At 34.9% G+C, this 13,933-nt stretch carries 13 protein-coding genes; 10 read left to right on the top strand and 3 right to left on the bottom strand.

Going from position 1 to position 13,933, the window contains the following annotated elements; translation table 11 throughout:
• Positions 1 to 64: 64 nt before the first annotated feature.
• The 8 genes from HYN86_RS05255 to HYN86_RS05290 all read left to right on the top strand — a co-directional run bounded on the left by HYN86_RS05255 (position 65) and on the right by HYN86_RS05290 (position 9,704).
• Entirely contained in the window at positions 65 to 892 is an 828-nt protein-coding gene (locus tag HYN86_RS05255) for a hypothetical protein (RefSeq protein WP_113677093.1), read from the top strand.
• A 53-nt stretch (positions 893 to 945) separates the two neighbouring features.
• Positions 946 to 2,436: a DUF1254 domain-containing protein gene (locus HYN86_RS05260; RefSeq protein WP_205334630.1), complete on the top strand. Its 1,491-nt coding sequence runs from the start codon at positions 946 to 948 to the stop codon at positions 2,434 to 2,436.
• Positions 2,437 to 2,460: 24 nt separating this feature from the next.
• Positions 2,461 to 3,870 (top strand): DUF1254 domain-containing protein, encoded by a 1,410-nt coding sequence (locus HYN86_RS05265; protein WP_113677094.1) that lies wholly within the window; start codon positions 2,461 to 2,463, stop codon positions 3,868 to 3,870.
• The gene (locus HYN86_RS05270; protein ID WP_230406432.1) at positions 3,821 to 5,320 is read left to right on the top strand and encodes a DUF2252 domain-containing protein; all 1,500 of its coding nucleotides are present in this window, start codon (positions 3,821 to 3,823) and stop codon (positions 5,318 to 5,320) included. The genes HYN86_RS05265 and HYN86_RS05270 overlap by 50 nt, the downstream gene beginning before the upstream one ends.
• 260 nt (positions 5,321 to 5,580) lie before the next feature.
• Positions 5,581 to 6,159 (top strand): DUF4136 domain-containing protein, encoded by a 579-nt coding sequence (locus tag HYN86_RS05275; RefSeq protein ID WP_113677095.1) that lies wholly within the window; start codon positions 5,581 to 5,583, stop codon positions 6,157 to 6,159.
• 110 nt (positions 6,160 to 6,269) lie between these two features.
• Positions 6,270 to 7,460: a helix-turn-helix domain-containing protein gene (locus tag HYN86_RS05280; protein WP_113677096.1), complete on the top strand. Its 1,191-nt coding sequence runs from the start codon at positions 6,270 to 6,272 to the stop codon at positions 7,458 to 7,460.
• A gap of 53 nt (positions 7,461 to 7,513) precedes the next feature.
• Complete coding sequence (locus tag HYN86_RS05285; RefSeq protein ID WP_113677097.1) at positions 7,514 to 8,479, top strand: SphA family protein; 966 nt, start codon at positions 7,514 to 7,516, stop codon at positions 8,477 to 8,479.
• Between the two features lie 64 nt (positions 8,480 to 8,543).
• Positions 8,544 to 9,704 (top strand): BamA/TamA family outer membrane protein, encoded by a 1,161-nt coding sequence (locus tag HYN86_RS05290; RefSeq protein WP_113677098.1) that lies wholly within the window; start codon positions 8,544 to 8,546, stop codon positions 9,702 to 9,704.
• 186 nt (positions 9,705 to 9,890) lie between these two features.
• Here the strand turns inward: HYN86_RS05290 and HYN86_RS05295 are convergent, their stop codons facing one another.
• Positions 9,891 to 10,175, bottom strand: coding sequence for a hypothetical protein (locus HYN86_RS05295; protein WP_205334631.1), 285 nt, complete (start codon positions 10,173 to 10,175; stop codon positions 9,891 to 9,893).
• A gap of 310 nt (positions 10,176 to 10,485) precedes the next feature.
• On the opposite strand from HYN86_RS05295, the gene HYN86_RS05300 reads away from it, so the two are divergent.
• Positions 10,486 to 11,682, top strand: coding sequence for a C1 family peptidase (locus HYN86_RS05300; protein WP_113677099.1), 1,197 nt, complete (start codon positions 10,486 to 10,488; stop codon positions 11,680 to 11,682).
• Between the two features lie 59 nt (positions 11,683 to 11,741).
• Here HYN86_RS05300 and HYN86_RS05305 read toward each other — a convergent pair whose 3' ends face one another.
• Positions 11,742 to 12,344: a hypothetical protein gene (locus HYN86_RS05305; protein ID WP_113677100.1), complete on the bottom strand. Its 603-nt coding sequence runs from the start codon at positions 12,342 to 12,344 to the stop codon at positions 11,742 to 11,744.
• Positions 12,337 to 12,501, bottom strand: coding sequence for a hypothetical protein (locus tag HYN86_RS20950; protein ID WP_162789292.1), 165 nt, complete (start codon positions 12,499 to 12,501; stop codon positions 12,337 to 12,339). Before HYN86_RS20950 ends, HYN86_RS05305 begins: the two co-directional genes overlap by 8 nt.
• 356 nt (positions 12,502 to 12,857) lie before the next feature.
• Between HYN86_RS20950 and HYN86_RS05315 the strand changes: the two genes are divergently transcribed.
• Entirely contained in the window at positions 12,858 to 13,490 is a 633-nt protein-coding gene (locus tag HYN86_RS05315) for a hypothetical protein (RefSeq protein WP_162789293.1), read from the top strand.
• Positions 13,491 to 13,933 lie beyond the last annotated feature (443 nt).

Here is a 13,933-nt window from a genome sequence, read left to right on the forward strand (position 1 = left end):
AGTTGAAAGTTGTTTCATTTTGATTTTCTGCGAACGATTACGAAATCTTTTAAAATCTCCGATTATGAAATATGTACCAGCAAACAGCATTAAATTATTTTTCACGGCAGTATTTACTCTTGTAAATTTCGTTGTATTCGCACAGGAAGAACCTGCAAAACCAGGTTCAAGCGCTCAGGAACTAGCAGATAAATTAGCCAATCCAGTTGCGAGTTTAATAAGCGTGCCGCTACAAAATAATCTTAGTTATGGCATTGGACCATTTAATGGATCAAAATATACTTTAAATATACAGCCTGTAATTCCTTTTAAATTGAATGATAATTTAAATTTAATTACGCGCTACATTCTTCCAGTGGTTGACCAACAGGATATTACAGGAGAAAATACGCACGAATTTGGTTTAAGCGATGCAACTGTAACGGCTTTTTTTGCGCCTAAAACAAAAGGACTTATTTTCGGATTTGGACCTGCATTTTTAGTACCTACTGCCACAGATAAATTTTTAGGAACAGAAAAATTTGGTGTTGGGCCAAGTGTTTTAGTAATGCACCAAGGCAAAGGACTTTCGGTTGGTTTTATAGCCAACCAAATTTGGTCTGTTGCAGGCAATGAAGACCGCGCCGATTTTAATAGTTTTTATACACAAATCTTTGTTTCGCACAGTTATAAAAGCGGTGCTAGTTTAGGTGTCAATGCCGAAATTACTCAAAACTGGGAAGCCAATACTACTTTAATTTCCTTAAATCCATCCATTGGAGCCGTTACTAAATTAGGTGATCAGGTGGTTCAATTTGCGGTTATGCCGTTAATTCCAATAGTCGGCCATCAAGAAATAAGACCCGATTGGGGATTAAGAGCTGTTGTAGCTTTTGTATTTCCAGGTTCTTAATTATATAGAATAATATTGATTGTATCATACTGTTAATTCAAATACCAAAAACTATGAAAAATAATTTTCTAATTATTTTGGCATCCTTATGCTTAATTGTAATAAATGGCTGTGAAAAAAAGACTATTATAAATGAAAAATCATCAACAGATACAACAACAGTTGTCGCTTCTGAATTTGGAACTCCAATAAAAATGGATGGCGAACTGCCTTCAAAAGAATCGATTCCAGTTTTGTTTGATGAAATGGATTTTCAGCAGGCAACGCAATGTTACTTGTGGGCACTCCCAATTGTGGCTTTCGCCGAATGGCAGCAAATTCATTATAAAACATTTAATGCAAGCAGTAATGATCTTGTTTTTTATAACACTTACAATGATCGTTTAGGAATTCTAACAGGAAATGCTACAACGCCTTATATTATGTCCTTTATCGATCTTGCTGCAAACGGACCAACAGTTATTGAAATGCCTCCAGGACATACTGCTGGAGGACTTGGAGATTTCTGGCAGCGTGAACAGGCAACTATTGGAGAAATGGGGCCTGATAAAGGAAAAGGCGGGAAATACATTTTAGTACCGCCGACAATGAAAGATTTCAAGCCAGCAGGATATTTTATAGTTCCTTGTACAACAGTAAATATGTTTTTCGGATTCAGAGCATTAGATCCAGATCCAAAAGCAACTGAAACATTGGTAAAACAAGTAAAAATTTATCCTTATGATAAACGAGCGAATCCAGCGCCGACAAAAGTAGTAAGTCCGCCGGCAGGGAAAAAATGGTACGGAATTCAGCCAACAGGAATCGCCTATTGGGAACGTCTTCATTCCATTTTGCAAAATGAACCTGTCGAAGAACGTGATCGGTTTTTTATGGCTTGGCTGAGAAATCTCGGAATCGAAAAAGGAAAGCCTTTTACGCCAGACGAACGTCAGAAGAAAATTTTAGTTGCCGCTGCTGCGAAAGGACAACAAATGGCCATGGCAAATTCTTTCAACAAAAGATTCAAAGATGTAAAACACTGGCCGGATAAAAAATGGGATTATGTAATGATTATCAAAGATCCGTCACAGCATGCTGATAATTACGACGAATTCTTCGAAAGGTCTTCTTATTTCTACGAAGCTGTTACGTATTCAAAAGCTATGATCACCAAAATTCCAAATGTAGGTCAGGCGTATTTAGGCTCGTATTACGACAGTGAAGGAAACTGGCTGGACGGAGGTAAAAATTACACGCTGAAAATTCCAGCAAATCCGCCCGCAGTCAACTTCTGGTCGATTACTATTTACGATACGGCAACGCGCTGTTTGATTGATAATCCGCAGAAGAATGCTGATTTATCTTCCCGTAAGGATCTCATAAAAAATGCCGATGGTTCTGTCGATTTGTATTTTGGACCAAAAGCTCCAGCCGGAAAAGAGAAAAACTGGGTGCAGACTTTACCAGGAAAACACTGGTTTACTTACATGCGTTTTTATGGGCCGACTGCAGCTTACTTTGATAAAAGCTGGAAAATGGATGATATTAAAGAAGTGAAATAAATAGTAACATGACAAATTATTAAAATGAAAAAGCAAATAACTCTATTTCTTTCGATCCTTATATTGATAGTAGTTTCGTGTAAAAAAGATAAAAAAGACGAAGCTGTTGTTAATTCAGACGCATCTATTTCAATTGATTCTGCCAGATCAATTGCAAAAGAAGCCTGGATTTATGGTTTTCCGATATTCTACAATTACAAAACGGTATATTCTTATGCTTTAGATAAAAACAACTCAAATGGTGCGAAGAACTTTAATACTTTTAAAAATTATTCTAAAAGTTTTACAGCATTAGATACCACAATTGTAACTCCCAACAATGATACTCCATATTCTTGGGCAATACTAAACCTTTCAGATGAACCTATTGTACTCGAAGTTCCTGAAATTACAAACAACCGTTATTATGTTATGCAGCTTATAGATGCGTACACTTACAATTTTGCGTATGTAGGTTCAAGAGCTACGGGAAATAAAGCCGGTAAATATCTTATTGCAGGTCCAAAATGGAAAGGAGAAACTCCTAAAGGCATCGATAAAGTCTTTACTTCTGAGACTAATTTAGTAACGATTTTAGGACGTACCGAAATGGATAATGTGAATGAAACAAACATTATCAAAAATATTCAAAGCGGTTATCGCATAATTCCGTTGCATGAGTATAGTAAAACGACCGCTCCAGAATCAGTCAAATATGCTATGCCGCTGCCAGAGTGGAAAGAAGCCGATTATAAATCACTTGAATTTATCAATGTTCTTAATTCTTTACTGCAATATACTGTTCCTGATAAAAGTGAAAAAGAACTGTTGGAACGTTTTGCGAAAATCGGAATTGTTCCAGGCGTTCCTTTCGATAAATCTAAATTCTCTCCCGAAATTCTTAAAGCCATTGAAGAAGGCATTGCAGAGGGAGGGAAAGTTTTAGAAGAGAGTATTAGCAAAACTACAAGTTCTCTTAATCTTTTTGGTACTCGCACTGATTTAAAAAACAACTATGTTTTACGTGCTACCGCGGCAGCAATGGGAATATATGGTAATACAAAGGAAGAAGCAGTTTATGTGGGCTCTATGAATGATAAAGACGGAAAACCATTAGACGCTGCCAATAAGTATGTCCTTCATTTCAAGAAAGATCAACTGCCTCCTGTAGATTATTTTTGGAGTATAACGATGTACAATTTGCCGCAACGTAATTTGGTGAAAAATCCAATTAACAGATATTCTATAGGAGACCGTACAAAAGGAATTAAGTATGAACCAAATGGAGATTTAATTATCTATCTGCAAACGGATTCACCAGGAAAAGACAAAGAAAACAATTGGCTTCCATCACCTCAAAAAGGAGGCTATAACATTATTGTAAGGCTTTATGGACCGGCTAAAAATGTTACAAGCGGCGATTGGAAAATACCATTACCAGAAAAAACAAATTAAGGGTTATAATTTAGAAACTAAAAGCAATCAAATAGTAGCAAAACTACTTATGGCTGAAGAATTTGAAAATACAACCGATACTTCATTTGATGCTGCAGCTTCAAAAGCAGAACGTTTTGACAAAGGCGAAGCGATCAGAAAAGTTACGCCTAGATCTGTTCATCAGCAATTGAATCTCACAGAGGATCGCGAAGATCCTGTGGAGATTCTTATTAAGACAAGTATTGGAAGGATCGAAAATTTGCTGCCTATTCGTTACAGCCGAATGATGGAATCGCCTTTTGCATTTTTTAGAGGAGCTGCCGCAATTATGGCTGCCGATTTGGCTCAAACACCTAGTACTGGAATTCATCTACAGCTTTGCGGTGACTGCCATTTGATGAATTTTGGAGGATTTGCAACTCCAGAACGAAAATTGGTCTTTGATATTAATGATTTTGATGAAACATATCCAGGTCCGTGGGAATGGGATTTGAAAAGACTTGCCACCAGTTTTGCCATTGCCGGAAGATGGAAAAAATTTTCGAAAAAAACCTGTAAGGAATTTGCTTGGAATGTGGCTGATAGTTACAAAAGGCATATGCTGGAATACAGTAAATTATCGGCACTGCAGATTTGGTATGCCCATATTGATCTGGCAGAATTGATAGAACTAGGAGAAGACGAAGAAATAAAATCTTTTCAGCAAAAGCGAATCAAAAAAGCGGGAGAATATACAGCCCACGAAAAAGAGTTTGCAAAAATGACTTATAAAGAAGGTTCACGCGCAAGAATAAAAGATGATCCGCCTTTAATTTACCATCCAACAGGAGAAGAAGGAAAACGGATTTTAAAAGAAGCAGCAATTGTGCACAAACGTTATATCGACTCTTTGCCAGATGACAAAAAAGTACTTCTAAACCGTTATACTTTGCACGATCTGGCTGTAAAGGTGGTAGGTGTAGGAAGTGTAGGAACAAGCTGCGGGATTAGTTTACTGATGTCGGCAACTGGTGAGCCTATTTTTTTACAATTTAAAGAAGCCAGAAAAAGCGTGCTGGAAGACAATGTAAAAATTAAAAATAAGTACCCGCATGAAGGAGAACGAATTGTAATGGGACAAAAGCTGATGCAGTCTGCTTCGGATATGTTTTTAGGATGGACAAACGACAGCCAGAACAAGTTTTTTTACATCCGTCAGCTTCGTGATGCCAAAGTAAAACCCGTTCTCGAAATCATGAAAGAACAAAACATGAGTGATTATGCTAAAGCCTGCGGATGGGCACTTGCAAGAGCGCACGCACGTACAGGAGATCCGTCTCTACTGTCTGGATATATGGGTAAAAATGACGAATTCGCCAATGCGATCGCCAAGTTTTCAATTTTATATGCAGATCAAAACGAAGCCGATTATAACAAAATGGTAGATGCTGTAAAAGCAGGAAGACTGCCAATAGCTGCAGAAACATAACTTTTAGCATCTGAACTGGTAAAAAAAAATGTAAAAATCTGGAAATTTATGGAAACAAAAAACTAGTAAGATTTTATTTATTTAATTGAAATTATTAAATAAAATAATTTATCTTTGAGAGTGTGTTAAGTAATTGTTTATAAGCAAGTTGCTGATATTTATCTATTATTTAACAATTTTAAGACCTTCAATTTAAGATTTTCAAGATTTTAATACATTCAAGTTAAACCGATTTAATTAACAATTTAAATACTACAACAATGAATATTAAAAGAACAAATCTTCGTATACTCCCAATATTATTTTTGGGATTAATTTACAGCTGCTCTCCAACTGTAAAAGTAACATCAGATTATGATCATTCTGCAAACTTTGGTGAATATAAAACCTTTGCGGTTTATGATCTAAAAGCACAGCAGGGTCAGGTAAATCAGCTGAATGTTGATCGAGTAACAAAAGCTATTCGAAATGAAATGCTTGCCAAAGGATTTACAGAATCCAGTAATCCAGATTTACGAGTTAATGCTGTCTCTATCCTTAAAAACAAAACCTCTGTAAGTGCAAATACTGACTTTTATGGTTATGGCGGTATGTATCGTCCATACGGATATTGGGGTGGAGGCGCCATGATGGGAGGCGCAAATACCACATTTAATACATATGATTATGTTGATGGTTCGGTGGTAATTGATATTGTATCTACTAAAACTCAAAAATTAGTTTGGCAGGGAATTGGAAATGCTGAAATTGACAGCAAACCAGACAATCCAGAAGAATTTATAAATAGTTCTATCAAAAAAATACTTGCTGGTTTCCCTCCTGGAGCAGTTCAAAAGTAAATAATCAATTGAAAGCTTTGTGCCTGTCGGTTTAGGCAGGAACAAAGCTTTCAATTGAAGTCCCTTTTCACATTTTTAAGAGAAATAATTATTAATTAACCCTTGAAAAAATGATCGATATATTACTTTCACTTTTCTTTTTTATTGCCGTAATCGCAGGTTTGGCAACCTCAATTATGGTTCTTTTTTCCAAAAAAAACTATTCAAAAAGTTTCTTTCTGGGGCTGTTTTTATTGAGTCTTGCAGTGGTAAGTATCTACAATTTTTATCTTTCTGCCAATACCATTAAAAATTTTCCAGAGCTGTTTACTATTACAAAATCCTTTATTTTTTTAGCAGCACCCTGTTCCTTTTTATATGTTAGAAACATTTTATCTTTCGAAAAAAAAGGAATCAGAAAATACGATTGGCTGCATTTTCTGCCTTTTCTTATTTATTTTGTATTGACACTTTTTGCATACGTTGGAAGTTTTACCACTTTAAAAGCGGCACAGTATATTGCACAGCTAATCAAAAATCCGTTTTCTATTTTAGCTTTGACGATTTGGCTTTCCTATGTCTTTTTTCAAACCATGTTGATTTTAAACTATGATCTGAAAAAATTTAAAGGAGACCAATTTCATCAAATTAAAGTAATCAGCTGGATCAAGGTTTATAACCTTATGATTTTGTTTTTATTTTCTGCCCTTTTTGTTCATCATTTTCTATTAAGAAAAATCGATGTTGTAGACATTTCCTGCTATTTCTTAATCTCATCAGTTCTGTTTTTTACTGTAGGCTGGCTTTATTTCAGACCTCAGATTTTTCATGATGAAGAAGAAGCATTTGATTTTGTAAATGACAATGCAGTTTCTGTAAAATCAAAAGACAATAAAAATAATCTGGTAATTACATACGAGTTAACAGCCGAGAAAAAGGAAGATTATTTAGTAAAGCTGGATTATATTTTAAATGCAAACAAGCTCTTTTTGAAGAAAGACTTTGTTATTAGAGATCTTTCTGATGAAACAGGAATATCTGTTCACCATCTCTCTAATTTGATTAATTCTGAATTTGGACTTCATTTTCAGGATTATGTTAACCTTAAACGTATTGAGTATTTCAAAGACAAAATAAACGATCCAGAATGGAAGGATTTGTCTCTTGAAGGCATGGCTTGGGGTTCTGGCTTTAAATCCCGTACAACCTGTTTTAGAGCATTTATAAAGCACACAGGGAAATCGCCTTCAGAGTATTTTAAAACCATTAGAAAAAATTCTGATCGTAGAGGTGATTATCGCTTGAATAATGCCTCTACATAAAATCGATTATCGGCGGTTGTAAAGTCTTAATTAATTTTAAAACATTTCTCACCATGAAAGCAAAAATTAATAATTCTAAAAAAACAATACAATCAGTTTTAGTGCTATTATTACTATTGACTTCCTTTTACAGCAATGCACAATTAAAAGGAGGACATATTCTTGGTGCTATGGGACTGCAATCGGGAACGCAGGCTCCTGAAAATACCTTGAGTGTCTATGTTCCTGCATATATTTATACGGCATCTTCTTTAAGAAATGGTGATGGCGATAAAATAGGAAATCCAGATTTGACTATGTTTATAACTGGTGCGGGGGCATCGTATATAACCGACTTTAAAATTTTAGGAGCCAACTACGGAGCATCAATTTTACTGGCAGGAGCTTCTAATACTATTCAAGGAAGTTATATCGATTCAAAAAGTGATTTTGCCTTTACAGATATGTATGTACAGCCCATTCAATTAGGCTGGCATAATAAAAGAGCCGATTTTATTTTTACCTATCAATTGTATCTTCCAACAGGAAAATATGAACTGGGCGGAAGTAATAATAGTGGTTTAGGAATGTTTATGAATGAGTTTTCAGCAGGAACAACATTATACTTTAATGATAAAAAAACCTTTCACTTTTCAGCATTAGCTTCTTATGAAATTAATGGAAAGAAAAAAGATACCGACATTAAAACAGGTGATATCCTAAGTGTTGAAGGAGGTTTAGGAAAAACTTTTTATTGTATGAATGCTGAAAAAACAGCCCCAAAAGGAATACTGAATGCAGGGCTAATCTATTATTTGCAGTATAAAGTTTCAGATGATAAAATTCCAGTTGGAAGCCTGTTGCTTGAGCCAGAAAAAGATCATGTGGGCGGACTGGGAGCTGAGATTAATTATCTTCATATTGGCTGTATGACTTCTGCAGGATTTCGATGGATTGGCGAAGTCGATGCTGTAAATAGATTTCAGGGAAATACTTTCTTTATCACTTTGGCACATGTTTTCGACTTCAAGAAAAAGTAATTTAAAGGAGTTAAGATTCTAAGAATAAGGTAATTTTTTTAATGTAAACGATTCAGATTCTTATATGAAAAATAAAAAAACAACCCCAAAAATTATCCTATTCTTGCTTTGGTTCCTGCTGTCGTTAAACCCTATAAACGCACAGAAACAGCATATAAGTGTAAAAGATTCTCTAGACGGAGCGTTTGATTTAAGTGACTACATCATTTATGCACACGGATTTATAGTTGTGCCAACCGTAATTACAGAGCCGGCTCTAGGCGGAATAGGCGGTGCAATTGTTCCTGTTTTCTTAAAAAAACACGCACCAGTTGTCGATGAAAACGGAAAAAAACGTTTTATAAATCCAGATATCACGGGCGGCATCGGAATGTATACTGGAAATAAAAGCTGGATGGTTGGAGGCTTTCGTTCGGGAACGCTTATTAAACCCAAAATATTATACCGTGTAATGGCTGGCTATGGCGATATGAATTTATCTTTTTATGCTAATAATCGTCCAAATCTGCCAGATCAGGAATTTAAGCTCAATTTTAAATCTACTATTTTTTATACACAATGGCTGAAACAGTTTAACAATCCAAAGTGGAGCGCCGGACCTCAGTATCTTTTTTTAAATTCTAAAATAAATCTGCCCGACGTTAATCTGCCGCCGCCTTTTGTTGAGCCAAAAGATATTAAAAGTACCATAAGTCAGTTGGGAGGTGCAATTCAATTTGACGGAAGAGACAATATATTTACTCCCGATAAAGGAATTAGACTTCAATCAGATTTCTTTTGGTCAGACAATATATTAGGGAGCGATTATGATGCGTGGCGCGTCAATTTATCTGCAATAGGGTTTTATCCCTTAACTAAAAAATTAATTGGCGGGCTGAGGATTGAAGGGGAACAGGCGTTTGGAAACCCGCCTTTTTATTTAAGACCAGGAATCAATTTAAGAGGAATTCCGGCGGCGAGATATCAGGGAAAAACAAGTATTGTAACTGAAGCCGAATTAAGATGGGATTTTTACCGACGATGGAGTATAATGGGATACGGCGGCCTTGCTAGTGCTTTTAACGAGTGGGACAAAGCCTTTGCAAAACCTGTTGTCTACAGTTACGGAACGGGTTTTAGATATTTACTTGCTAGAAAATTTAAACTCAGAATGGGAGTCGATGTTGCCAGAGGTCCAGAAGACTGGGCTTATTATATTGTTTTTGGAAGTAATTGGCTTAGATAGTTAATTGTTGATGGTTAATGGTTAATGGTTGATGGTTGATGGTTATTGGTAAGTTGTTAATGGTGAAAGATGAAATTCCCGATAATTATTACCGGGAATTCAAACTTAAATTTTTTCTTTTTTACATTGCGAATTGTCAGGCTGAGCGGAGTCGAAGCTCTTTTTCTTGATGTTCTCTTTTTTGGGTTATTTATTCCAATACGGTTTTACAATCTTATTTTCTTTTTGGCTTAAAAACAATAATATAAGGGTTCCTAAAAGACAGATTACACTTGCCTGAATACTGCCTTCGGGACCAAATTCTCCTCCGGTAATTAATTCTGAACCTTGTATTTTGGCTGTTAATAAACCAGGTGTTTTTTCATTTCCAGAAGTAATTGCTCCATAAATACCCGATTGTGTAAAATTCCAAGCAAAATGCAAAGCAATTGGAAACCATAAATTACGGCGGAATATCTTGATTCTTCGCATATATTCGCCCAACGTACAGCTAAAATATTTCGGAAAATGCTTTGAGATTGTAATCGGATTTACGTTTAAAACCTGCGCTAAGTCCTGCAGATTCGGATTTTAATTCCAGCAGTCATTGAGTATTTATTTACAATCTGATTCTAATGCTAAAGCCATTAGTAATTTTACATAATTTGTAATCTTTTACAGCTTAATAAAAAGATTGTGAAAAAATTAACCGCCGGAGAGCAATAGATTACAAAAAAATTAATTGTTTTGTAACAAATTAGAAACATTTGATACTAATTTTGTTAAACCTTAAACATAAATTATGAATACATTTTCATTCAAATCAGTGTTTGCAGCATCAGTATTTTTGGCTGGAACAGCAGGCTGTTTTGCGCAGGACGTTTTAGTAAATTCACTTAAACTAAACGCTAGCGACAAAAGTAAAGAGAACTTCAAATTTACAGAAGTAATTAACTTAGGAACAACATCAGTAAAAACTCAAGGTTCATCTGGAACTTGCTGGAGTTATTCGACAAATTCATTCTTAGAGTCAGAGATGATTCGTTTAGGAAAACAGCCGGTTGAGTTATCTCAAATTTACTCTGCAAGAAATGTATATGTTGAGAAAGGTATTAACTACGTTCGTATGCACGGAGCAATTACACTTGGAGATGGAGGAGCTTTGCACGATGTTATTAACATGTATAAAAAATACGGAACTGTACCAAGAGAGGTTTATACAGGATTAAACTATGGAACAGACAAAAATAAATTTGGTGAAATGGCTGCTCTAATCGAAGGAGTTTTGGCAGCGGTTGTTAAAAACCCGAACGGAGAATTGACACCAAACTGGCAAAAAGCTTATGCAGCAGTTATTGATTCTTATTTAGGAAAAGTACCAGAAAACTTTAACTACAAAGGGAAAAGCTATACACCGCAATCTTTTGCTAAAGAAGTGGTTGGAATTAACCCAGATGAGTATGTAGAATTATCATCTTTCAACAATACGCCATATTACCAAAAAACTACGATGATGGTGCCAGATAACTGGTCATTAGATCAGGTTTACAATGTAAAAGTGAACGATATGACAGACGTTATCGACAATGCTTTGAAAAAAGGTTACACAGTAGCTTGGGCAACAGATGTTAGCGAAAAAAGTTTCAGCTGGAAAAATGGTGTAGCTTACGTTCCAACTAAAAAATTCGACGACATGAATGCAGAAGAAAAAGCAGACATGTTTAACGGACCAAAAGCAGAACCAGAAATTACTCCAGAAATGCGTCAGGCTGCGTTTGATAATTACACTACAACAGATGACCATGGAATGCATATTATTGGTTTAGCGAAAGACCAAACTGGAAAAGAATACTATATCGTAAAAAATTCTTGGGGAGAAACAAACGACTACAAAGGTTTCTTGTTTGTAACTAAGAACTTCGTAAAATATAAAACTACTGCATTATTAGTAAACAAAGGAGGAATTCCAACGGAGATTGCTAAGAAGTTAGGGGTTTAATTACCGTAGAGTTTTTAAATAAAATAGGAAAGCGCTGCAATGAAAATTGCAGCGCTTTTTTATTGATTCTGTTGAACTATGGCAGGTAACAATCTTTTTAGATAATCAGGTATATAGTTTGTTGATTTAATTTTTCCAGATTCAATTGATAAAATATAAGAGGGCTGTTGTAGATATCCAGAAGAGTCATATAAGTCAACATAATCAAAATAATCGAAGAACTTATTAAGATTGTGATATCCATCTTGGTATCGTATTTCAATCTCGTTTTCAGGAACAAAATGGCCTCCATTTTCTACACGAATGGCAACTCTTTTCTTTGCTTCTTGAATTGAATTAAGGCAAAGAAAAATAAGCTGCAAATCATATCCATTATTTTTAAATATATTAGGCCAATGAAGAGGAGTTGAATTAAAATTAGTTTCATAGCAAAAGCTAGAATTGTTTTCAATAGCTATTTTAATTTGATTTTCTAACTCCTTAAAAGCTAATCTATGAGCCATATCCTCTCTTATGTCTGAATCAAATAAAGAGTTGTAAAATTTTAAAAATTGAAAATAGTAATCAAAAGGAGTAAATTTCCCAGGAGATAATACTTTGGAAAAAGTAGATTTTCCTGAGCCATTGCATCCGGCAATAACTGTCAAAATAGGCTTAGACATTCTTAAATTGCGGAGCTGCTTGAGGATTTTTTTGATCTTTTCCCAAAGATATGTTTCTTTCATAAACAGCAACTTGCTTTTTTACTAAAGGCATAACTTTGCTCATTTGCTTTAGTGCAAATTGCACTCTTTCCGATGTGTTAGAAATATCTTTCATAATGATACAAATTTACAAAAAAGAATTGAAAGAAGAATATTGTATATTTGATCATGTTTTAACTGCTTTCCTTTCAACAACTTTGTCAGTTATTCTTCTTGTCTTTTTTCAGCCAAAAATAAAAATCTCGAATGTTCTGCAATTTATCAAACGGCTAAAAAACAATCCAAGGAACCTTTTTCCCTAATCAGGAAAGCTTAAAAGAAAAGAAGCGCTTCAACGTTTTTTCCAGTTATTTGCGGATATTATTAATCGGAACAGCTTATATGATATACATTTAATAGAATTTTAAGGTAAACCGTTAATTTTATTGAATTATTATGAAAAGGCAGAAATCATATTTAATTGCTATCTTAATGCTATTAAAACTTAATTGTTTTGCCCAGCAGACAGAAAATCCTCAGTCTTCTTCAACATACGGAAAAACAATATTATTAACTGATAATCTCTCTTCCAACAATGACTATGTTATAAAATCATATTATGTAGAAGAAAGAATAAATAAGCTGTTTGGAGGCAGAATTACAACTTATGAGGTAACTAAATTAGATATGGTTTATACCAATGATTTGGGGCCTAATAATACCAGAACTATTATTCCGAGGTATGTTAAACGAAAACCAAAAGTAACATCAAGTTTAACACAGCCCGAAGTTTCTATGGAAAGCATGACAGTACCAGAACAGGTGAATGTTGCTTCTTCTGAGTCCGAAAAGTACGTCAAAGTAGATATTACAGGAACTTATGAAAAAGTACTTCAAAAAGGCTATAAATCTCCAGAAATGCTTCAAAAAGTTGCTGATCGTCTTTATTTTGAAGGGAATCTAAATACTGCAGCAGGTTATTACGAGCAGTTGTTTATTCTGGTGAAAGATCCAGATATTATTTATTACTACAGATATGCTCAGTCTTTAAAAGCAGTCAATCAAATAGAAAAAGCTGATTTACTGATGAAACGCTTTAAAAGCGAGACGTTGGTGGTGAAATAGTATTTAACTGCAAATACATTAATAAAAAGCACAAATTTTGAAAGCTTAATTGTTCAAAGACAATGTCAAACATAGCCAGCGGTTTCAACCGCTGGAATGCAATACATTTCACGAGCTGGTCTCCCGCGGTTGAAACCGCGCGCTATATTTGAATTTGAGATTTAAAATAGATCGATTTGCAGAACTTATGTAAAATGAAGGTAAGTTTATTGGCACATCTTGTTTGTCATCTCGAGCTACGAGAGATTGCATTCATTTGTAGGCAAAGATTGGCGGTTTACAATGTGGGGTTTCTTATGTGATTTCTCCTTTTGGTCGAAATAATAAAATTGGCGCTCTTTGCGTAAAACCTTGCATTCTTTGAGGTTAAAATATCATTCCTAAGTATTGGAATTTGGAATTTGGAATTTTTAAACTTTGAACTTTGAACTTTGTCAAAAAAA

Source organism: Flavobacterium fluviale (assembly GCF_003312915.1).
Lineage (GTDB): Bacteria > Bacteroidota > Bacteroidia > Flavobacteriales > Flavobacteriaceae > Flavobacterium > Flavobacterium fluviale.

Coding starts and splice junctions, on each gene's coding strand:
- HYN86_RS05255 (WP_113677093.1), top strand. CDS start 65: ATGAAATATGTACCAGCAAACAGCATTAAATTATTTTTCACGGCAGTA.
- HYN86_RS05285 (WP_113677097.1), top strand. CDS start 7,514: ATGAAAGCAAAAATTAATAATTCTAAAAAAACAATACAATCAGTTTTA.
- HYN86_RS05315 (WP_162789293.1), top strand. CDS start 12,858: ATGCTATTAAAACTTAATTGTTTTGCCCAGCAGACAGAAAATCCTCAG.
- HYN86_RS05280 (WP_113677096.1), top strand. CDS start 6,270: ATGATCGATATATTACTTTCACTTTTCTTTTTTATTGCCGTAATCGCA.
- HYN86_RS05270 (WP_230406432.1), top strand. CDS start 3,821: ATGTTACAAGCGGCGATTGGAAAATACCATTACCAGAAAAAACAAATT.
- HYN86_RS05275 (WP_113677095.1), top strand. CDS start 5,581: ATGAATATTAAAAGAACAAATCTTCGTATACTCCCAATATTATTTTTG.
- HYN86_RS20950 (WP_162789292.1), bottom strand. CDS start 12,501: ATGAAAGATATTTCTAACACATCGGAAAGAGTGCAATTTGCACTAAAG.
- HYN86_RS05295 (WP_205334631.1), bottom strand. CDS start 10,175: ATGCGAAGAATCAAGATATTCCGCCGTAATTTATGGTTTCCAATTGCT.
- HYN86_RS05265 (WP_113677094.1), top strand. CDS start 2,461: ATGAAAAAGCAAATAACTCTATTTCTTTCGATCCTTATATTGATAGTA.
- HYN86_RS05290 (WP_113677098.1), top strand. CDS start 8,544: ATGAAAAATAAAAAAACAACCCCAAAAATTATCCTATTCTTGCTTTGG.
- HYN86_RS05300 (WP_113677099.1), top strand. CDS start 10,486: ATGAATACATTTTCATTCAAATCAGTGTTTGCAGCATCAGTATTTTTG.
- HYN86_RS05260 (WP_205334630.1), top strand. CDS start 946: ATGAAAAATAATTTTCTAATTATTTTGGCATCCTTATGCTTAATTGTA.
- HYN86_RS05305 (WP_113677100.1), bottom strand. CDS start 12,344: ATGTCTAAGCCTATTTTGACAGTTATTGCCGGATGCAATGGCTCAGGA.